This window comes from Streptomyces sp. NPDC001450 (genome assembly GCF_053597295.1).
Genome location: NZ_JBSFHY010000015.1, coordinates 122,837 through 142,929, shown reverse-complemented (window position 1 = coordinate 142,929; position 20,093 = coordinate 122,837). Strand labels below are relative to the sequence as shown.

Below are 20,093 nucleotides of genomic sequence, written 5' to 3'. Positions count from 1 at the left end.
TTACAGGGCCCGAGCCCCCGGCTCGACCATGTTCCGTACCGTGCGTGCCTTCACGAACTCGCCCATCGCCGTCATGTCCCACTCGCCGGAGAACTGGCGGATGAGCTTGGCCATCATGACGCCCGTCTGCGGCTCGGCGTTGGTCAGGTCGAAGCGGACCAGCTCCTCTCCCGTGGCCGCGTCCACCAGGCGGCAGTAGGCCTTGGCGACCTCCGTGAACTTCTGGCCGGAGAAGGAGTTGACCGTGAAGACCAGGCCGGTGACCTCCTGGGGGAGGCGGCCGAGGTCGACGGTGATCACCTCGTCGTCACCCCCGCCCTCGCCGGTGAGGTTGTCACCCGAGTGTCTGATCGCGCCGTTCAGGATCGTCAGCTTGCCGAAGTAGCAGCTGTCGACGGCGTTGCGCTGCGGGCCGTAGGCGATGACCGAGGCGTCCAGGTCGATGTCCCTGCTGCGGAACGCGGGCTCCCAGCCGAGGCCCATCTGCACCACGGAGAGCAGCGGGCGGCCGCCCTTGACCAGGGACACGGTCTGGTTCTTCTGGAGGCTGACCCGGCCCTTGTCCAGGTTGATCTTCCCGGCGCCGGGCACCGGGGCGGGCGGTGCGGCGGGAACGGGCGGTGCGACCGGTGCCTGCGCGGCGGGCGCCGGCGGTGGGGCCGGTGCTGCCGCCGGCGCCGCGGCGGGCTCCTCCACCGTCACGCCGAAGTCCGTCGCGATGCCGGCCAGGCCGTTGGCGTACCCCTGGCCGACGGCGCGGGCCTTCCACTGGCCGTTGCGGCGGTAGATCTCCACGATCACCAGTGCCGTCTCCGTGCCGAGCTGCGGCGGCGTGAACGTGGCCAGGACCGAGCCGCCGTCCGCGTCCCGGATCGTGGCCGTCGGCTCGATGCCCTGGAAGGTCTGGCCTGCCGCGTCCGGGCTGGCTGTGACCACGATCTTCTCGATGTCCGGCGGCACGGCGCCGGTGTCGACCGTGATCGCGTCGGGCGCCGCGCCACCGCCGGACGTGTACGTCACGCCCGGCCCGGCCGGCTGGTTGTAGAAGATGAAGTCGTCGTCGGAGCGCACCTTGCCGTCGCCGGTGAGCAGCAGGCCCGACACGTCGAGCCGCACCGGTGCGGAGACGTCCACCGTCACACGGGCGGCCGACAGGGAGATGTTCGAGCCTGGGGTCATAGCTGTCATGCCTGAGGTAACGCGCGGGGGTGCTTTACCGTTCCCTTACCCGGGCAACAGCCTGCTCGGTTCGCGGTGACGACCTCGTCCACCCGCTACGGCACCACCACTATCTTCCGCCCCACGCCCGCCGCGAACTGTTCCAGCGCCTCGGGGTACCGCTCCAGCGGGATCCGGTCGCTGATGAACACCTCCGGGTCCAGCACCCCGTTCGCGAACAGTTCCGCGGCCCGTTCGAAGCTGTGCAGGACCGCCATCGAACCGGTGATGGTGATCTCCTGGTTGTATATGCGGTACGGATCGATCGTCACGCGCGTCGCGTAGTCGGCCACCCCGAACTGCAGGAACGTGCCCGCCTTCGCCACCCGGTCCAGGCCGTCCTGGATCGCCGCCGCGTTGCCGGTCGCGTCGACGACCACGTCCCAGCCCTGCGGGCGGTCCAGTTCGTCCGCGCCTGCGGCGGACGCCGAGACGCCGAGGCGGCGGGCCGTCTCCAGACGGGACGGGTTGAGGTCCACGACGTCCACGCTCGCCGCGCCGGTGCGCTTGGCCAGTTCCAGCATCATCAGGCCCATGGTCCCGGAGCCGTAGATCAGGACGTGGGCGCCGAGGCGGGCGCGGAGGACGTCGTAGCCGCGTACCGCGCAGGACAGGGGTTCCACGAGGGCCGCGTCCTGGGTGCGGACGTGTTCGGGGAGCTTCACGCAGTTCGCCACCGGCGCCACCGCGTACCGGGCCGCACCGCCCGCCGTCGTCACGCCGATCGCCGCCCAGCGCTCGCACAGGTTGTTGTGGCCGGTACGGCAGTAGCGGCACTCGTAGCAGTAGAGGGAGGGGTCCACGGCCACGCGGTCGCCGACGGCGATTTCCGTCACCTGGGTGCCGACGCCGACCACCTCGCCCGCGAACTCGTGCCCGGGGACGATCGGCAGCTTGGGTGCGAACTCGCCCTGGAGGATGTGCAGGTCGGTGCCGCACAGGCCGCAGGCGGCGACCTCGACGACGACCTCGCGGGGCCCTGGCGTCGGGTCCGGGACCTCGGTGACGACGGCGCGGCCCACGGACTCGATGACGGCGGCCTTCATTTCACGGCTCCCAACGACAGGCCCTGGACCAGCTTGTCCTGGGCGGCGAACCCCGCGGCGAGCACCGGCAGGGAGATGACGAGCGACGCGGCGCACACCTTCGCCAGGAACAGGCCCTGGCTGGTGATGAAGCCGGTCAGGAAGACGGGGGCGGTCTCGGCGACCACGCCCGTCAGGACCCGGGCGAAGAGCAGTTCGTTCCAGCTGAAGATGAAGCAGATCAGGGCGGTGGCGGCGATGCCGGGCAGGGCGATGGGGGCCACCACGCGGGCGAGGATCGTCGGCAGCCGGGCGCCGTCGATCTGCGCCGCCTCGATCACCGCCACCGGGACCTCGGCGAGGAAGGACTGCATCATCCACACCGCGATCGGCAGGTTCATGGAGGTGTAGAGGATGACGAGCAGCCAGATGTTGTCGAGCATCCCGGTGTTCTTGGCGAACAGGTAGATGGGCAGCAGGCCCGCCACCACCGGCAGCATCTTGGTGGACAGGAAGAAGAACAGGACGTCCGTCCACTTCTTCACCGGGCGGATGGAGAGCGCGTAGGCCGCCGGGAAGGCCAGCAGGAGCACGAACAGCGTCGAGGCCGCCGATGCCATGGTCGAGTTGATCAGCGCCGGCCAGGGGCTTGCGCCCCCGCCGATGCCGAAGAAGTCGCGGTAGCCGTCCAGGGTCAGGGCCGCAGCGAAGGACGGGGGATTCGTGGCGGCGTCGGCCTCCGAGTGGAACGAGGTCAGGACCATCCAGGCGATGGGCAGGAAGAACAGCAGACCGACCAGCCAGGCCAGCAGGCCCAGGCCCACTGCGCGGCGACTGCGGGTGTGTACGGCGACTGCGCTCATGGGCGGGACACCTCCTCGCGGAACAGGGACGACACCACGCGCAGGGCGAAGGTCGCGATGACGATCGAGCCGATGACGACCAGGACTCCGGCCGCCGAGGCGAGGCCGTTCTCATGGGCCTGGTAGAAGCTCTGATAGACGGTGTAGGGAAGGTTCGCGGTGCCCAGGCCGCCGGAGGTGATCGTGAAGACCGCGTCGAAGTTCTGGACGATGTAGATCGAGCCCAGCAGGGCGCCCAGTTCGAGGTAGCGGCGCAGATGCGGGAGCGTGAGGTGGCGGAAGATCTGCCAGTCGCTCGCGCCGTCCACCCGAGCCGCCTCGATCTGCTCGGAGTCGCGGCTCTGCAGTCCCGCCAGCAGGATCAGCATCATGAACGGCGTCCACTGCCAGATCAGCGCGGCCTCGACCGCGAGCAGCGGGGTGTTCGAGATCCAGTCCGGCTGGGGGCCGCCCACATAGTGCAACAACCCGTTGAACAGGCCGTATTCGGGGTTGTAGAGCACGTGCTTCCACAGCAGGGCCGCGGCGACCGGGACCAGCAGGAACGGGGCGATCAGCAGGGTGCGGACCAGGCTGCGGCCCCGGAACCTCCGGTTGAGCAGCAACGCTGTTCCGAGGCCGAGGACCAGGCTGACCAGGACCACCGTGACCGTCAGCAGGACCGTCGTCCACACCGAGTGGCGCAGGTCCGGGTCGGTCAGGACCTGGCGGTAGTTGTCGACGCCGGCGAAGTGACGGGCCTTTGGATAGAGGGCGTTCCAGTGGAAGAACGAGATCACCACGGTCGCCACGAACGGCAGCTGGGTCACCGCGATCATGAAGATCAGGGCGGGCAGCAGAGGGGCCCGGACGGCCCACGCTCGCAGACGGCTCGGCGGCCGGGTCGCCGGCCGCGCGGTGGCGGTGGCGACTCGGGCGGAGGAGGTTGTGACGGTCATGATCCCTCGTACTTCTTGGCGACGGCCTCGGCGAGCTGCTGCGACTTGTGCAGCGCGCTGTCGACGGACTTCTGGCCGGCGACGGCGGAGCTGATCTCCTGGGAGACCTTGGTGCCCAGGTCGGTGAACTCGGGGATGCCGACGAACTGGATGCCGGGCGCGGGACGGGGCTGCACACCCGGGTCGTTCGGCTTGGCACCGGCTATGGCGTTCCGGGTGACGTCCGCGAAGGCGGCCGCCTCCTTGCGGTACTCCGGGATGTCGTACGTCGAAGAACGCTTGCCGGCGGGCACGTCGGACCAGCCCGCCGTCTTGCCGACGAGGTTCTCGTAGCCCTTGCCGGACGCCCACGAGATGAACTTCCAGGCGTCGTCGGGGTTCTTGGACGCCTTCTGGATGCCCCACGCCCAGGTGTAGAGCCAGCCGGAGCTGTCGGTCTTCTCGACCGGGGCCTGGACGTAGCCGATCTTGCCCTTGACCGGGGAACCGGAGGCCTCCAGCGAACCCGCGCCGGACGTGGCGTCGTACCACATGGCCGTCTTGCCCTGCGTCATGTCGTTCAGGCACTCGGCGAAGCCGGACTGCGCGGCGCCGGACTCGCCGTGCTTACGGACCAGGTCGACGTAGAACTGCGTGGCCTGCTTGAACTCCGGGGAGTCCACCCGTGCCTTCCAGTCCTTGTCGAACCAGGTGCCGCCGAAGGTGTTGACGACGGTTGTCAGCGGAGCCATCACCTCGCCCCAGCCGGGCAGCCCGCGCAGACAGATGCCCTTCATCCCGGACTCGGCGCCGTCCGCCTTGGCGGCCAGGTCGGCGACCTGCTTCCAGGTGGGCTTGGCCGGCATGGTCAGGCCCTTCTTCCGGAAGACGTCCTTGCGGTACATCAGGAAGGAGGACTCGCCGTAGAAGGGCTCGCCGTAGAGCTTGCCGTCCGCGGCGGTGAGGGCCTGCCGCATCGGGGCGAGGATGTCCTGCTGGTCGAAGGCGGTGTCGCTCTTGACGTACGAGTCGACCGGGTGGAGCCAGCCGTTCTTGGCGTAGATCGGGATCTCGTAGTTGCTGAGCGTGGCGACGTCGTACTGGCCCGCCTGGTTGGCGAAGTCCTGGCTGATCTTGTCTCTGACGTCGTTCTCCGGCAGGACGGTGAAGTTCACCTTGATCCCGGTGTCCTTGGTGAAGTTGTCGGCGGTGAGCTTCTGCAACTCCACCATCTGCGGGTTGTTCACCATCAGGACGTTGATGGAGTGGGCGGAGGACCCGCCGCCGGCGCCGCCGGCGCCCGAGCAGCCGGCGAGCAGTGGAGTGATCAGCGTTCCTGCGGCGGCCACGGCAAACAGGGCGCGGGGCGTTCGGCGGCTCTGGGTTCGCATGGAGTGCTCCTGGACGTATGGGGAGATAACGGGCACATTTGGGCATGGATGTGCCCCTGGGGGCTGTGTTCGGTTCTTCAGACCCGGATGACCTGCGGGCCCAGCAGGGAGTAGCGGTGGGCCTCGGCTGCCGGAAGCAGTGTGCTCGTCACGATCGCTTCCAGCGCGCCGACCTCGGCGAACCGGCAGAAGCTGACCGCTCCGAACTTGGTGTGCACGCCGGCGAAGACGGTCCTGCGCGCGGCGCGCATGGCCTGGGCCTTGACCTCGCTGACGGCGGGGTCGGGGGTGGTCAGGCCGTGTTCGCGGGAGATGCCGTTGGCGCCGATGAAGGCGAGGTCGACCACGAAGCCGGACAGCATCCTGGTCGTCCAGTGGTCGACGGTCGCCAGGGTGCCGGCGCGGACCCGTCCGCCGAGGAGCAGGACCGACATGTTGCCGGCCTCGGCGAGGGCGCCCGCGACGGGCAGGGACGCGGTGACCACGGTCAGCGGCCGGTCCGTCGGCAGGGCCTCGGCGATGAGCTGCGGGGTGAAGCCCTCGTCGACGAAGACCGTCTCCGCATCCCCCAGCAGCTCGGCCGCGGCGGCCGCGATCCGGCGCTTCTCGGGGACGTGGCTGGTGGCGCGGAAGGCGAGTGTCGTCTCGAAGCCGGCGCTCTCGACCGGGTAGGCGCCGCCGTGGGTGCGACGGACCAGCCCGTGGTCCTCCAGGGCGCGCAGGTCGCGCCGGATGGTCTCCTTGGCCACGCCCAGCCGGGCGGCGAGTGCGGTGACGTCGACCGAGCCCGTGGTGCGCGCGGCCAGCACGATCTCGCGCTGGCGTTCTTCCGCCGTCCTCGTGCTCATGTCGTCACCCACTTCCCTGTGGAGCTGCCCGTTCGGGCCCATGGGGGAAGTTCTACAGCGGGTGTGCGGCGCTGACCAGGTCTGTTGCGGGCTCGATACTGCCCGTGTGTGCCCGTTTGCGAAGCGGTGTGCCCGCCTCGGACCTGCGCGGCTGCCGGGCGAGGGGTGGGAGCGGGCGGCCCGGATGCCCGAACGCGACGGCGGGCGGGCCCGTTCGGTGCCCGCCCGCCGCGATGAGCGATGGTTTTCCGCCGCCTCGCCCGGATATCCGGTCCCGCCGGAGGCTCAGTACGGCCAGAGGGGCGGATCGCTCACGAAGTGCCCGCCCAGGTGGCTGTGGGCCGGGTTCTCCGGGTCCAGTTCGCCCTGCTCGGCGATCAGCTTCTCGGCGTACGGCTCCGAGTCGTCCTGCGGCTCGTAGCCGAGTGACCGTGCGGTCGTGAGGTCCCACCAGAGGCGGGTGTTCGCCGAGGAGCCGTAGACCACGGTGTGGCCGACCTCCTCGGCGGTGAGCGCGGCGTGGAAGAGGCGGGCGCCGTCGGCCGGGCTCATCCAGACCGAGAGCATGCGCACGCTGGTCGGCTCCGGGAAGCAGGAGCCGATGCGCACGGAGACGGTCTCCAGGCCGTGCCGGTCCCAGTAGAGCTGGGCGAGGTCCTCGCCGAAGGACTTGGACAGTCCGTAGAAGGTGTCGGGGCGGCGCGGGGTGTCGATCGGGATCAGCACTCTTGAACCGAGAGGTGTGCCCGGGCGGGGGGCCGGGGTGAAGCCGACGGCGTGGTTGGAGGAGGCGAAGACGATCCGCGGCACACCTTCGAGGCGGGCGGCCTCGTACAGGTTGTAGGTGCCCTCGATGTTCGACTTCAGGATCTTCTCGAAGGGCGCTTCCAGGGAGATGCCCGCGAGGTGCAGGATCGCGTCCACGCCCCGCACCGCCTCGCGCAGCGCCTCCTTGTCGGTGAGGTCCGCGGTGATGGCGTCCGGCGCGTCCTCGACGGGGCGCACGTCGAGCAGGCGCAGCGTGTAGCCGTACTCCGGCAACAGGGATCGCATCAGGGTGCCGAGCCCGCCGGCGGCGCCGGTGAGCAGCACGGTGCGGGGAGCGGGCATCCTCGGTCTCCTTGGCGACAGCGGCCGCATGCATGGACGGGATTCACATTCGTGGACACGCTAGGGAGCGGCGACGGATCTAGTCAAGTGTGCCGTGGAGTGGGGAAATCCGTCGCTGTGTCGCGGGTTTGCCCGCTTGACCCGCGCCAAGACGGGCCCGTAGCGTGAAGTTGTTCAGAAATATGGACACCGATCAGAAACGTGCACCGACAGGGAGCGCCCGTGACGCCTGCCCCTCTCGCCGCCCGGCTCCGCGACCCGAGCGGGCCGCTGTTCTTCCCCGTCACGGCCTACGGCCCGGACGGCTCCGGCGCCCCCATCGATCTCCACGTCTACCGCACCCATGTGCGCCGGGGCGTCGCGGCCGGCGCCGCCGCCGTGTTCGCCTGCTGCGGCACCGGGGAGTTCCACGCGCTGCTGCCGGAGGAGTTCGAGGCCTGCGTCCGGGCGGCCGTCGAGGCGGCCGAGGGCCGCGTCCCGGTCATCGCGGGCGCCGGCTACGGCACCGCGCTCGCCGTCCGCTACGCCCGTCTCGCCGAGGACGCGGGCGCCGACGGGCTCCTCGCCATGCCGCCCTACCTCGTGCTGGCCGGCCAGGAGGGCCTGCTGCGGCACTACCGCGAGGTCGCCGCCGCCACCGCCCTGCCGGTGATCGTCTACCAGCGCGACAACGCCGTCTTCACCCCGCACACCGTGGTCGAGCTGGCCCGCACCGACGGCGTCATCGGCCTCAAGGACGGCCTCGGCGACCTGGACCTGATGCAGCGCATCGTCAGCGCCGTGCGCACCGAGGTCCCCGGCGACTTCCTGTACTTCAACGGCCTGCCCACCGCCGAGCAGACCCAGCTCGCCTACCAGGCCCTCGGCATCACCCTGTACTCCTCTGCCGTCTTCTGCTTCGCCCCCGAGATCGCCCTCGCCTTCCACCGGGCCCTTCGGACGGGCGACCGGGACACCGTGCGCCGCCTCCTGGACGGCTTCTACCGCCCGTTCGTCGAGCTGCGCGCCCAGGGGCGTGGCTACGCCGTCTCGCTCGTCAAGGCGGGCGTACGGCTGCGCGGCCTGGACGTGGGCGAGGTCCGGCCCCCGCTGGACGAGCCCGGCGAGGACCATGTCAAGCAGCTCGCTCAGCTCATCGAGCGTGGCTACGCGCTGCTGGAGGAAGACGCGTGAAGGCGTCGGTGTTCGTCTACCCCTGGGACGTCAACGGCGACCCCGGCGCCCCCGCCCGCATCGCCGCGCTCGGCGTACGTCAGGTGACGCTCGCGTCCGCCTACCACTCCACCCGCGCCCTGACCCCGCGCCACCCGCGCCACCGCATCGTCACCGCCGAGTACGCGGCCGCCCTGTACCCGGTCGGCGACCGCTGGGCCGGCCGCGGCCTGCGGCCCTACACCGCCGGGCGCTGGGCCCCCGCAGACGCCTACGGAGAGGCCGCCGAGGCGCTCGCCGCGGCCGGGCTCGACGTGCACACCTGGGTGGTCCTCGCGCACAACTCCCGCCTGGGCGCCGAGCATCCGGACACCTCGGTCGTCAACGCCTACGGCGACCGCTACCCGTGGGCCCCCTGCATCGCCCAGCCCGCCACGCGCGTGTACCTGGTCGACCTGGCCGCCGAGGCGGCCGTGCGCCCCGGCGCGCACGGCACCGAACTGGAGTCCCTCGGCTGGTACGGGCTCCAGCACCTGCACGCCCACGACAAGACCGCCGGGGTCGGCCTCGGGGACGCCGGGCAGTACTTGATGGCGCTCTGCTTCTGCCCCGTCTGCCTCGCCGGGTACGGCGAACAGGGACTGGACGCCGACGGGTTGGCGGGCGCCGTACGGGACGCCCTGGAGCCGCTGTGGCGGGGCGCGGCCGACGACGGGGGCTGGCCGACGGTCGAGAAGCTCCTCGGTAAGGACACCGCGGCCGCCACGCGCGCGTGGCGCGACTCCACCGCCCGCACCCTCCAGGAGCAGGCCGTCACCGCCGTACGCGCCGCCGCACCCGACGGCTTCCAGGTCCTGCTGCACGCGGACCCGGTGCCGTACCACTGCGGCGCCAACGCCGGCGTCGACCCCGCGCACATCCTCTCCGTCGCGGACGGCGTGGTGGTGCCGTGCACGGGCGGTACGGACCTGCTGGCGCCCTTCGCCGAGCGGGCGCGCGAGGGGACGGTGCTGGCCGCCAACTTCACGGTGGTCTCCGGGATGGGCGGCAGCCCCGGCACCCTCGCGGCCGACGCGGCACGCGCGCGTGCCCGGGGTGCGACGGAACTGCGGCTGTATCACGCGGGGTTGGCGTCGGACGGGGACCTCGTGGCGGTGCGCGAGGCGCTCGCCGCGCGCTGAGCCGCGAGCGCGGCGGCCGTCAGGAGCAGCGCCAGGCCGTACAGGGGCAGCAGCAGCCCGGAGCCGGCCAGTTCGACCAGGCCGGCCCCGACGGTCAGTCCGACCACGTTCGGCGTGAACATCAGTGTGTGGGCGGTGGCGGTCGCCCGGCCCAGCAGCCGACCCGGGGTCTCGCGCTGCACGGCGGTGAGCGCGGCGATCAGCACGCAGGGCAGACCGAGGCCGACGGCGGCCCCGGCCGCCAGGGCCACCGGATCCGACGGCACGGCCCGCGCGGCCACCCCGGCCGCCGTCAGCGCGATCCCGGCCGCCGCGAACCGGCGCCCGCCCAGCCGCCGCAGCGCCGGCCCGGAGACCGGCCCGACCGCCACCGAGCCCGCACCCTGGACGGCGTACAGCACACCCGCATAGGCGGGGGAGTGCCCGAGGCGGTCCACGACGGCGTACACCGTGGTGCTGCCCAGCGAGGCGAGGAGCATCGTCGAACCGGCCGCCCGGACCAGCGGACGCAGCCCCGGGTGCCCCCACAGATGGCGGACGCCCACAGCGGTCTGCCGCCACCGGCCGTCGTCCGGGCGGACGGGCCGTTCCTCGGGGATGCGCCCGGCGATCTCCGGGCGGCGGAAGCGGCGCATCGGCCCTACGGTGACCTGAGAGGGGGCGGGCCGAACGCGTACAACGGAGGAAGCCGCCATGCAGGAGCACTACGTGTGGGTGACGACGCGCCGCCTTCAGCCGGGCATGTTGGAGGAGTTCGAGCGGGCATGGCGCCCGGCCCCCGCCCCGCCGGGCCTGCACCGCGCCTACGCGTACTGGTCCGAGGACGGGCAGGAGATCACCGGCGTGTCGTTCTGGGACACCCAGGAGTCGTGCGACGCGTGGCGGTCCTCCGACCCGGAGGCGCAGCGGCGGGCGGCCATGGCCCCGTACGTCGTCTCGGAGAGCGAGAGCTTCTACCGCGGCCGTGAACTCACCCTCCCCGGCGTCGGCCACGGGTGAACGCGGCTGACATGAGCGAGATCGTCGTCGTGTACGAGCTCGACCCTCCGGCGGCCGCACGCACCTCCCCGCACGGCCCGCCCGACGCGGAGCGGCTCCCGCGCCGGGTGCACGCGGTGCCCACCGCCCCGGGCAGGCCGGACGCCGCCGGACCCCGGACACTGTGCGGCAAGGACACCTTCGCCATGGAGCCGGCTCGGTGGAAGCCCTCCGAGCAGCCCGGGGCGCCTTGGTACCCCGCCGAGTACGCGTCCGTGGTCTGTCCCGACTGCGATGCCGTGATGGAGGTCTGAGTACGATCCCCGGTCCGGGCGGAGAGCGGGGGCGTCATGGGGCCGGTCGTGGGACTGTGGCTGTTCGACGAGGGGCGCGGCGCCCAGGAGGTCGTGGCCGGTCTGCTGCCCTGGCTGGAGACCTTCTGCGATCCCGTCCGGCCCACCGGCGACGGACACGCCGACTTCCGGATCGCGGACGCCCGCCCGCTCGGGCTGGAGCAGGCGGACGTCGAGAGCACAGGCTGCTTCACCCTGGGGGTGGACGAGCAGATCCCCGCCGACGACGAGGACTATGCGGCCTTCCCATGTCCGCCCGCGCACGGGATCGTCCTGTCCGCCGGTTCCTCGGGCCGGCCTAACCACCGCGCCCTCGGCCGTCTCGCCCTCACCCTGGCCCGGCGCCTGGACGCGACGATCGACTTCGACGGGATGCTCTTCGAGGGACCCTCGCCCTTCCCGGGCACCCTGCGCGAGGTGTCCTACGACACGGGGGACGGCGAGCGCTGGGTCCGCCACGTCGGCGACGCCGAGTTCCTCGCCGCCTGGCTGCGCCACCCCGGGTTCCACTTGGTGAAATGAGCAGGAGCCGGGCGTAACGCGTCGTACTCTCCTGCCATGCCGCTCACCCTGACCGTCCTCGGTACCGCCTCGCCGCACCCGGGCCCCGACCGGCCCTGCTCCGGCTATCTGGTGTCCGGCGGCGGCGCCGAGGTGTGGGTGGACGCGGGGCCCGGTACGTTCGCCGCGTTGCAGCGGCACACGGATCCCGCCCGGCTCACCGCGATCTGGATCTCGCATCTGCACGCCGACCACAGCGCCGACCTGCTCGCCGCCGCCTACGCCTTCGCCTTCGGCGCCATGACCCCGCACGCGCCGATCCCCGTGTACGCGCCCAAGGACTGCGCGCGCCGGCTGGCCGGCTTCTTCGGCCGCCCGGACATCGAGTTCCTGAAGGGCGTCTTCGACTTCCGGGGCCTGTACGACGGCCACGACGTCCGGCACTGGAACCTCCGCCTGACCACCCGCGCCGTCGCCCACGACACCGAGGCGTACGGGCTGCGCGCCGAGTCCCAGGGCAGCGTCCTGGCGTACTCGGGAGACAGCGGAGCCTGCCCCGCGCTCACCGAACTCGCCTCCCGCGCCGACCTGTTCCTGTGCGAGGCGGACATCGACGAGCATCGCGTCGGCGAACACCTCCGGCCGGTCCATCTGACGCCCGAGGAAGCCGGCCGGATCGCCCGGGACGCGCACGTACGCGAGCTGCTCGTCACCCACGTCGGCCCCACGCTCACCCGTGAGGCGGCCACCGAGCGAGCCGCCGCGGTCTCCGGCCGGCCCACGTACACCGCCGTCGAGGGCGACACCCGCACCGTCTGAGCCGGCGCGCCCCAGCGGCCGCATTTCTCGACCCGCCCACCCGTCAGCCCCGACTTCCTTTGTCAGAAGCCGTCAGCCCCGACTTCCTTTGTCAGAAGCATTGACGAATCACGGGCGCCTCCCTACCTTCAACGCGTCGTACTTCGTACGTCATATATGAGACGCGATATGTGAGATCCGAGAGGGCCGCATGACCTCTGTGCCCACCCCGATCCCGTCCCGCACGCAATACGTGCTGGACGCGATCAAACACCGCATCCTGACCGGCCGGTTGACGCCCGGCCAGGCCCTGGTCGAGACGGAGCTGGCCGCGCAGTTCGGGGTGTCGAAGACCCCGGTGCGGGAGGCGCTGAAGACCCTCGCCGGGACCGGTCTCGTCGTGATGAACCAGTACAAGGGCGTCACGGTGCGCATGGTGGACGCGGACATGGCACGTGAGGTCTACGACGTGCGGCTGCTGCTGGAGCCGGAAGCGCTCAAGCGCGCGGTGAAGCGCGGGGCCCGCCTCGACGCCGCCCGCGACGCGCTCACCCGGGCCGACGCCGCCACCGACACCGCCGAACGCTCCCTGGCCAACCGGGAGTTCCACCGTGCCCTCTACCTGCCGTGCGGCAACCCGCTGCTCGGCCGGATGCTGGACGAGGTCCGCGACCAGGCCGCCCTCGTCTCCGCCGTGGCCTGGGCGACCGACCCCTCCTGGGAGCGGGAGGCCGCCGAGCACCGGGAGATCCTGCGGCTCGCGCTGGACGGCGACGCGGACGGCGCCGCGAGCGCCCTGCACTCCCACATCGCCTCGTTCGTACGGCGCGCTTTCCCCTCGGACACCGAGCCCCACCCAGCGGAAGGTCATCAATGAGCAGCGTGACGTTCGAGACCCAACGGGCGGCCCTGGCCGACGTGGTGGCCATCCCGGTGACCCCCTTCGCCGAGGACGGCTGCGTCGCGCAGGACACCCACCGGGCCCTGCTGCGTCGCCTGCTCGACGGCGGGATCAGAACGCTCACCCCGAACGGCAACACCGGCGAGTTCTACGCCCTCACCCCCGAAGAGCGCCGCCTGGTCACCGAGCTGACCGTCGACGAGGCCGGCGACCGCGCCGTGATCCTGGTCGGCGTCGGCCACGACCTGCCCACCGCGACCGCCTCCGCCCGGCACGCCCGCGCACTGGGCGCGCGGATGGTGATGGTCCACCAGCCCGTCCATCCGTACGTCTCGGCGGCCGGCTGGGTCGACTACCACCGCGCCATCGCCGAGTCCGTGCCCGAACTGGGCGTGGTCCCCTACATCCGCAACGCGCAGCTGCCCGGCGCCCGTCTCGCCGAACTCGCCGACCACTGTCCCAACGTCATCGGCGTGAAGTACGCCGTCCCGGACGCCGCACGCTTCGCGGCCTTCGCGCGGGACGCGGGCCTGGACCGCTTCGTCTGGGTGGCCGGCCTCGCCGAACCGTACGCACCCTCCTACTTCTCCGCAGGCGCCACCGGCTTCACCTCGGGGCTCGTGAACGTCGCCCCGGCCGTTTCGCTGAACATGATCGAAGCGCTTCGATCCGGCGACTACCCGGCCGCCATGAAGGTCTGGGAGCAGATCCGCCGCTTCGAGGAACTGCGCGCCGCCCACGGCTCCGCCAACAACGTCACCGTCGTCAAGGAGGCCCTCGCGGCGCTCGGCCTGTGCCGCCGGGACGTCCGCCCGCCGAGCAGGCGGCTGCCCGAGGACGAGCGTGCCGAGGTCGCCGCCATCGCCGCCGGATGGTCGATGTGAAGCAGCCGCACGAACTGAGAAGCCACCAGTGGTACGGCACCGACGGCCTGCGCTCCTTCAGCCACCGTGCCCGTACCCGCCAGCTCGGCTACCTGCCCGAGGAGCACCTGGGCAAGCCGGTCATCGCGATCCTCAACACCTGGTCGGACATCAACCCCTGCCATGTGCATCTGCGGGACCGGGCGCAGGCCGTGAAGCGCGGGGTCTGGCAGGCCGGGGGCTTCCCGCTCGAGTTCCCGGTCTCCACGCTCAGCGAGACCTTCCAGAAGCCGACCCCGATGCTCTACCGCAACCTGCTCGCGATGGAGACCGAGGAGCTGCTGCGGTCGTACCCGGTCGACGGCGCCGTCCTGATGGGCGGCTGCGACAAGTCCACGCCCGCCCTGCTGATGGGCGCGGCCTCGGTGGACCTGCCCACCGTCTTCGTGCCGGCCGGGCCCATGCTCCCCGGCCACTGGCGGGGTGAGGTCCTCGGCTCCGGCACCGACATGTGGAAGTACTGGGACGACAAGCGGGCCGGCCTGATCGGCGACTGCGAGATGGCCGAGCTGGAGAGCGGACTGGCCCGCTCGCCCGGCCACTGCATGACCATGGGTACGGCGTCCACGCTGACCGCGGCCGCCGAGGCGCTCGGCGTCACCGTGCCCGGCGCGTCCAGCATCCCGGCAGTGGACTCCGGACACGACCGGATGGCCGCCAGGGCGGGCCTGACGATCGTCGAACTGGTCCACAAGGACCGCAGGCTGAGCGAGATCCTCACCCGGGAGGCCTTCGCGGACGCCGTCACCACCGTCCTCGGCCTCGGCGGCTCCACCAACGCCGTGATCCATCTGATCGCCATGGCGGGCCGGGCCGGAGTGAAGCTGACGCTCGACGACTTCGACCGCATCGCCCGCACGGTCCCGGTCCTGGCCGACGTCCGCCCCGGCGGGCAGCGCCACCTCATGGAGGACTTCCACTTCGCGGGCGGCCTGCCCGGCTTCCTCTCCCGGATCCCCGACCTGCTCCACCTCGACCGCCCGACGGTGTCGTACGACACCCTGCGCGAGCAACTGGACGGCGCGCAGGTGCACGACGACGACGTCATCCGCCCCCGCGACAACCCGGTCGCGGGCGAGGGCGGGGTCGCGGTGCTGCGCGGCAACCTCTGCCCCGACGGCGCCGTCATCAAGCACATCGCCGCCGAGCCGCACCTGCTCCAGCACACCGGCCCCGCCGTCGTCTTCGACGACTACAGGACGATGCAGCGCACCATCAACGACCCGTCCCTCGGCATCACCGCCGACAGCGTGCTCGTGCTGCGGAACGCCGGCCCCAAGGGCGGCCCGGGCATGCCCGAGTACGGCATGCTCCCGATCCCGGACCACCTGCTCGAGCAGGGCGTGCGGGACATGGTGCGGATCTCCGACGCCCGGATGAGCGGCACGAGTTACGGCACCTGCGTGCTGCACGTGGCACCGGAGTCGTACGTCGGCGGCCCGCTGGCGCTGGTGCGGACCGGGGACCTCATCACCCTGGACGTCGAGGCACGCGCCCTCCGTCTCCACGTGGACGACGAGGAGCTGGAGCGCAGGCGGGCCGAGTGGACACCGCCGCCCGCCCGTTACGAGCGCGGCTACGGCGCCCTCTGCAACGAACAGATCACCCAGGCCGACACCGGCTGCGACTTCGAGTTCCTGGCCCGCCCGGGCAAGGTGCCGGACCCGTACGCCGGCTGACCCCCGCACCCCCTCTGGTGAAGCGCTTCACGCGTGTGCATGTAGCAAGCGCTTCCTGCGCCCACTGTATCGGTCCCACTGCGAACGGAGAACAGTCATGGCCCAAGCCGCAGCCGTGGCGAGACCGCCCGCGCCACCCCGGCGGCGCCGTGTCTCCGCGACCCCGCGCAGGCTGCCGTACCTGCTGATCGCCCCGGCGGCCCTGCTCATGCTGGGCTTCATCGCCTACCCGGTCCTCAGCGTCTTCTACTACAGCCTGCAGAACTACAACCCCACCAAGCCGTGGCGGAACGGCTTCGCGGGCTTCGACAACTTCACCCAGGCCTTCGCGCACGACCCGCAGTTCTGGGACACGCTGACCTTCAGCGCCAAGTGGGTCGTGGTGGAAGTCGGGTTGCAGCTGCTGTTCGGGCTCGCGCTGGCGCTCATCGTCAACCAGACCTTCGTGGGGCGGGCGTTGGGCCGGGCGCTGGTGTTCTCGCCCTGGGCCGTCTCCGGCGTGCTGACCTCCGCGATCTGGGTGCTGCTCTACAACTCCCAGACGGGTGTCACGCGTTATCTCGCCGACGCCGGTATCGGGTCGTACGGCACCAGCTGGCTGTCGGACACCTCGACCGTCTTCCCGGCCGCGGTCGTCGCCGACCTCTGGCGGGGCGTCCCCTTCTTCGCGATCCTCATCCTCGCCGACCTCCAGTCCGTCTCGAAGGACCTGTACGAGGCCGCCGAGGTCGACGGGGCGAGCCGCCTCAAGCAGCTCTGGCACATCACCCTGCCCCATCTGAAGGACGCGATCGTCCTGTCCACGTTGTTGCGCGCGGTGTGGGAGTTCAACAACGTCGACCTGCTCTACACCCTCACGGGCGGCGGACCCGCGGGTGAGACCACCACCCTCCCGCTCTACATCGCCAACACCAGCGTCGACGCCCACAACTTCGGCTACGCCTCCGCGCTGACCACGGTGGCGTTCGTGATCCTGCTCTTCTGCTCGATCGTCTATCTGCGGCTGAGCAAGTTCGGAGGTGAGACCAAGTGATCACCGAGATCGCTCCCGCACCCGAGCGCGTGGCGTCCGAGCCCGCCCGGCCGCGCGGCAGGCGCCGCGCCTGGGACGAGGTCCCGCGCCTGCAGATCTACGTCCCCCTCACGATCTACCTCCTCTTCACCCTGATCCCGTTCTACTGGATCCTGCTCTTCGCGCTCCGCCCGGCGGGCTCCATCTCCCTGGTCCCCTGGCCGATGACGTTCGAGCACTTCCAGAAGGTGTGGACCGAGCGCAGCTTCGGCACCTACTTCGCCAACAGCGTCTACGTCGGCCTCGCCACGCTCGTCCTGACCACCGTGGTCGCCCTGGCCGGCGGCTACGCCCTCGCCCGCTTCGACTTCCGGATCAAGCGCGGCTTCATGCTCGCCCTGCTGTGCTCCCAGTTCGTGCCGGGCGCCCTGCTGCTGGTCCCGCTGTTCCAGATCTTCGCCAAGCTCCAGATGATCAACTCGCTGGGCAGCGTCATCATCGCCGAGACCGTCTTCCAGCTGCCGCTGTCGATGATCCTGATCAGCGGGTTCATCCGGAACGTGCCGTACTCCCTGGAGGAGGCCGCGTGGGTGGACGGCTGCAACCGGCTGACCGCCTTCCGGATCGTCGTCCTGCCGCTGCTGCGGCCCGGGCTGATCGCCGTCGGCTCCTTCGCCTTCGTGCACGCCTGGAACCACTTCCTGTTCGCCCTGATGTTCCTCTCCGACCAGAGCAAGCAGACCATCCCGGTCGGCCTCAACACCCTGATGAGCGCGGACAGCGTCGACCTGGGCGCCCTGGCGGCGGGCGGCATCATCGCGGCCGTACCGGTCGTGATCGTGTTCGCCTTCATCCAGAAGTGGCTGATCACCGGCTTCAGCGCGGGGGCGGTGAAGGGATGAGGCTCCGTCACCTCATGCTCACCGCAGCACTGTTGAGCGTGCAGTGCGTGCCCGCGCACGCCGACGACGCCGGTGACATCGGCCGGGACGTGCTCGCCCCGGACGACGACTACGCCACCGACGGCTACAGCGCCTCTGATTGGCCCGGTGGAGCCGAGGGACGCTCAGCGGGTGCGGCCAATCACCTTCGCGCACCACGCGTCCGCTACGGGCAGGTGCACGTGTACGACAACCGCTACGTGGTCCCCGAGGGCAGCGAGCACCAGTACTCCCTGGGCGTCTCCACCGAGTCGGCGATCCACGCCGAGAGGGTGCCGCTCCGGCGCAGCTTCAAGGGCTACAGCGCCGCGGTGGCCGACCGAGAGGTGGCGCGCGGTGCGGGCGCAGGGAGGATCCCATGACCGTACCCATCGTCCTGGCGGGCGCGCGCGGCCACGGCCGCTGGCACCTGGACAACATCCGCCGGCTCCAGGCGGACGGCCTCGTCCGGCTGGCCGGGATCTGCGAACTGACCCCGCTGGGCCAGGAGGAGATTCCCGACGGCCTGGGCACGCCGGAGCAGTCCGCCGACTTCGGGGCGCTCCTCGACGCCACCGCAGCGAGGATCGCCGTCATCTGCACACCCATCCCCACCCACACCGACCTGGCGTTGCGGGCCGCCGAGCAGGGCGTCCACCTCCTGCTGGAGAAGCCGCCCGCGCCCTCCTACGCCGAGTACCGGCGGATGGCCGACGGGGTCGCCAAGGCCGGCGTGGTCTGTCAGATCGGGTTCCAGTCGCTGGGCTCGCACGCCGTGCCCGCGATCCGGCGGCTCGTCGCCGAGGGCGCGATCGGCGAGATCCTCGGGGTCGGCGGCGCCGGGGCCTGGGCCCGCGACGAGGCCTACTACCGGCGCGCGCCCTGGGCGGGCCGGCGGCGACTGAACGGCGTCGACGTGGTCGACGGCGTCCTCACCAACCCGCTCGCCCACGCCGTCGCCACCGGCCTCGCCCTGCTCGGCACCACCCGCGCCGAGGACGTCACCGGCATCGAGACCGAGCTGCTGCGCGCCAACGACATCGAGTCCGACGACACCTCGTGCGTCCGCGTGCGCACCCCACGCGGCCCGGTCACGGTCGCCGCGACCCTGTGCGCCGAGGAACCGGGGGAGCCGTACGTCCTGGTGCACGGCGACAGCGGCCGGATCACCTTCTGGTACAAGCAGGACCGGGTGCTTCTCCAGCGGGCCGGCCGCGGCCCCCAGGAGTCCGATTACGGCCGCACGGACCTGCTGGAGAACCTGGTCGAGCACCTCACCACCGGCGCGCCGCTGCTGGTGGCCCCGGACGAGACCGGCGCCTTCATGCAGGTGGTCGAGGCCATCAGAACCGCCCCCGACCCGGCCCCGCTGCCCGAGACCGCCTGGCGCCTGCTCCCCGCCGAGCGGCGCCGGGTCGTGCCCGGCATCGACGGCCTGGTCGCGGCCGCGGCCGACACCCTCGCCCTCTACTCCGAGCTGGGCGCTTCCTGGGCCCTACCGAAAGAGGAGAGCACGTGATGACACAACATGACACCCCGGTCCTCAGGGTCGCCGGGCGCCCGGTCGGCCGGTACGTCACCCGGCCCGAGCTGCCGGACCGGCTCGCCCCGCGCCCCTATCTGCACCCTGTCACCACCCTGGCCGGCACGGCGGTCACCGAGCTGAGCCCCGCCGACCACGCACACCACCTCGGCGTCGGTGTCGCCGTTCCCGACGTCGAGGGGCACAACTTCTGGGGCGGGCGCACCTTCGTGCGCGACCGGGGGCCGACCGAGCTGGACAACCACGGCTCCCAGCGGCACACCGCCTTCCAGCTGCGCGACCCCGACGGCTTCGTGGCCGAGCTGCGCTGGGTCGCCGCCGGAGCCGAGCTGCTGCGCGAGCGCCGTACCGTCGCCGCCACCGAACTCACGACCACCGGAGGTCGAGCTACGCCTGGACGGCACCGAGCCGGGCGCCCGGGCGGGCCTCGCGGTGCTCGGGGACGCCTTCGGGTGGATCGGCCTCGAGCGGGGGGCCGACGGGACGGTCCGGCTCGTGCACCGGTTCGCCGAGGCAGTGGCAGAGCGGGAACGGGACGCCGGTGTGCCGTGCGTCGCGCCCGAGGGGCGGGCCCGCCTGCGGATCGAGGTGGCGGCCGGGGCACGCTGCCGCTTCTCGTACGACGTCGGAGACGGCCCGCGCCCCTCCGGACCGGTCTTCGTGGCCACCCCCTGGCGCTGGGTCGGCGCCCTGCTCGGCCTGTTCGCCGCAGCCCCCGAGGGACCGGGGCGCGCGGGGGCGGCGACCTTCACGGAGTTCCGGATCAGCCCCTTGTAGTGC

At 71.6% G+C, this 20,093-nt stretch carries 19 protein-coding genes and 4 pseudogenes; 15 read left to right on the top strand and 8 right to left on the bottom strand.

Features of this window, described 5'->3' with window-relative positions:
• The 7 genes from ACWC5O_RS18860 to ACWC5O_RS18830 form a co-directional block, all read right to left on the bottom strand.
• Entirely contained in the window at nt 1–1,179 is a 1,179-nt protein-coding gene (locus ACWC5O_RS18860; RefSeq protein WP_450588483.1) for a TerD family protein, read from the bottom strand.
• 95 nt (nt 1,180–1,274) lie between these two features.
• Nucleotides 1,275–2,264 carry a zinc-dependent alcohol dehydrogenase family protein gene (locus tag ACWC5O_RS18855; RefSeq protein ID WP_450588481.1) on the bottom strand — a complete coding sequence of 330 codons (990 nt, stop codon included), beginning with the start codon at nt 2,262–2,264 and terminating at the stop codon, nt 1,275–1,277.
• Nucleotides 2,261–3,106 (bottom strand): carbohydrate ABC transporter permease, encoded by an 846-nt coding sequence (locus ACWC5O_RS18850; RefSeq protein ID WP_450588479.1) that lies wholly within the window; start codon nt 3,104–3,106, stop codon nt 2,261–2,263. Before ACWC5O_RS18850 ends, ACWC5O_RS18855 begins: the two co-directional genes overlap by 4 nt.
• Entirely contained in the window at nt 3,103–4,044 is a 942-nt protein-coding gene (locus ACWC5O_RS18845) for a carbohydrate ABC transporter permease (RefSeq protein ID WP_450588477.1), read from the bottom strand. Before ACWC5O_RS18845 ends, ACWC5O_RS18850 begins: the two co-directional genes overlap by 4 nt.
• Nucleotides 4,041–5,414: an ABC transporter substrate-binding protein gene (locus ACWC5O_RS18840; protein ID WP_450588475.1), complete on the bottom strand. Its 1,374-nt coding sequence runs from the start codon at nt 5,412–5,414 to the stop codon at nt 4,041–4,043. Before ACWC5O_RS18840 ends, ACWC5O_RS18845 begins: the two co-directional genes overlap by 4 nt.
• A 77-nt stretch (nt 5,415–5,491) precedes the next feature.
• Nucleotides 5,492–6,262, bottom strand: coding sequence for a DeoR/GlpR family DNA-binding transcription regulator (locus tag ACWC5O_RS18835; protein ID WP_450588474.1), 771 nt, complete (start codon nt 6,260–6,262; stop codon nt 5,492–5,494).
• Nucleotides 6,263–6,547: 285 nt separating this feature from the next.
• On the bottom strand, nt 6,548–7,372 hold the full coding sequence (locus ACWC5O_RS18830) for an NAD-dependent epimerase/dehydratase family protein (RefSeq protein ID WP_450588472.1): 825 nt from the start codon (nt 7,370–7,372) through the stop codon (nt 6,548–6,550).
• A 222-nt stretch (nt 7,373–7,594) separates the two neighbouring features.
• Here ACWC5O_RS18830 and ACWC5O_RS18825 point away from each other — a divergent pair, with 222 nt between their 5' ends.
• Both ACWC5O_RS18825 and ACWC5O_RS18820 read left to right on the top strand, forming a co-directional pair.
• Nucleotides 7,595–8,545 (top strand): 5-dehydro-4-deoxyglucarate dehydratase, encoded by a 951-nt coding sequence (locus ACWC5O_RS18825; protein ID WP_450588470.1) that lies wholly within the window; start codon nt 7,595–7,597, stop codon nt 8,543–8,545.
• On the top strand, nt 8,542–9,705 hold the full coding sequence (locus tag ACWC5O_RS18820; protein ID WP_450588468.1) for a hypothetical protein: 1,164 nt from the start codon (nt 8,542–8,544) through the stop codon (nt 9,703–9,705). Before ACWC5O_RS18825 ends, ACWC5O_RS18820 begins: the two co-directional genes overlap by 4 nt.
• Here the strand turns inward: ACWC5O_RS18820 and ACWC5O_RS18815 are convergent.
• Nucleotides 9,642–10,307 (bottom strand): annotated as a pseudogene (locus ACWC5O_RS18815) (MFS transporter); the annotation flags it as partial. The gene ACWC5O_RS18820 and the pseudogene ACWC5O_RS18815 overlap by 64 nt on opposite strands.
• Nucleotides 10,308–10,398: 91 nt before the next feature.
• Here ACWC5O_RS18815 and ACWC5O_RS18810 point away from each other — a divergent pair.
• The 13 genes and pseudogenes from ACWC5O_RS18810 to ACWC5O_RS18750 form a co-directional block, all read left to right on the top strand.
• Nucleotides 10,399–10,704, top strand: coding sequence for an antibiotic biosynthesis monooxygenase (locus ACWC5O_RS18810; RefSeq protein ID WP_450588467.1), 306 nt, complete (start codon nt 10,399–10,401; stop codon nt 10,702–10,704).
• 11 nt (nt 10,705–10,715) lie between these two features.
• Nucleotides 10,716–10,997, top strand: coding sequence for a hypothetical protein (locus ACWC5O_RS18805; protein ID WP_450588465.1), 282 nt, complete (start codon nt 10,716–10,718; stop codon nt 10,995–10,997).
• Nucleotides 10,998–11,033: 36 nt separating this feature from the next.
• Nucleotides 11,034–11,558 carry a DUF6368 family protein gene (locus ACWC5O_RS18800; protein WP_450588463.1) on the top strand — a complete coding sequence of 175 codons (525 nt, stop codon included), beginning with the start codon at nt 11,034–11,036 and terminating at the stop codon, nt 11,556–11,558.
• A 36-nt stretch (nt 11,559–11,594) separates the two neighbouring features.
• The gene (locus ACWC5O_RS18795; protein ID WP_450588462.1) at nt 11,595–12,356 is read left to right on the top strand and encodes an MBL fold metallo-hydrolase; all 762 of its coding nucleotides are present in this window, start codon (nt 11,595–11,597) and stop codon (nt 12,354–12,356) included.
• A 190-nt stretch (nt 12,357–12,546) separates the two neighbouring features.
• Nucleotides 12,547–13,212 carry a GntR family transcriptional regulator gene (locus ACWC5O_RS18790; protein ID WP_450588460.1) on the top strand — a complete coding sequence of 222 codons (666 nt, stop codon included), beginning with the start codon at nt 12,547–12,549 and terminating at the stop codon, nt 13,210–13,212.
• On the top strand, nt 13,209–14,120 hold the full coding sequence (locus tag ACWC5O_RS18785) for a dihydrodipicolinate synthase family protein (protein ID WP_450588458.1): 912 nt from the start codon (nt 13,209–13,211) through the stop codon (nt 14,118–14,120). Before ACWC5O_RS18790 ends, ACWC5O_RS18785 begins: the two co-directional genes overlap by 4 nt.
• Complete coding sequence (gene araD, locus ACWC5O_RS18780) at nt 14,108–15,838, top strand: L-arabinonate dehydratase (RefSeq protein ID WP_450588456.1); 1,731 nt, start codon at nt 14,108–14,110, stop codon at nt 15,836–15,838. The genes ACWC5O_RS18785 and araD overlap by 13 nt, the downstream gene beginning before the upstream one ends.
• Nucleotides 15,839–15,935: 97 nt before the next feature.
• On the top strand, nt 15,936–16,871 hold the full coding sequence (locus ACWC5O_RS18775; protein ID WP_450588454.1) for a carbohydrate ABC transporter permease: 936 nt from the start codon (nt 15,936–15,938) through the stop codon (nt 16,869–16,871).
• Complete coding sequence (locus ACWC5O_RS18770; protein ID WP_450588452.1) at nt 16,868–17,752, top strand: carbohydrate ABC transporter permease; 885 nt, start codon at nt 16,868–16,870, stop codon at nt 17,750–17,752. The genes ACWC5O_RS18775 and ACWC5O_RS18770 overlap by 4 nt, the downstream gene beginning before the upstream one ends.
• A 188-nt stretch (nt 17,753–17,940) precedes the next feature.
• Nucleotides 17,941–18,153, top strand: a pseudogene (locus ACWC5O_RS18765) (pectate lyase family protein); the annotation flags it as partial.
• Nucleotides 18,150–19,289, top strand: a complete 1,140-nt coding sequence (locus ACWC5O_RS18760) for a Gfo/Idh/MocA family protein (RefSeq protein WP_450588451.1) — start codon at nt 18,150–18,152, stop codon at nt 19,287–19,289. The pseudogene ACWC5O_RS18765 and the gene ACWC5O_RS18760, both read left to right, overlap by 4 nt.
• Nucleotides 19,289–19,685: pseudogene (locus tag ACWC5O_RS18755) on the top strand (DUF6807 family protein); the annotation flags it as partial. The gene ACWC5O_RS18760 and the pseudogene ACWC5O_RS18755, both read left to right, overlap by 1 nt.
• 6 nt (nt 19,686–19,691) lie before the next feature.
• Nucleotides 19,692–20,090: pseudogene (locus ACWC5O_RS18750) on the top strand (beta-xylosidase family glycoside hydrolase); the annotation flags it as partial.
• Nucleotides 20,091–20,093 lie beyond the last annotated feature (3 nt).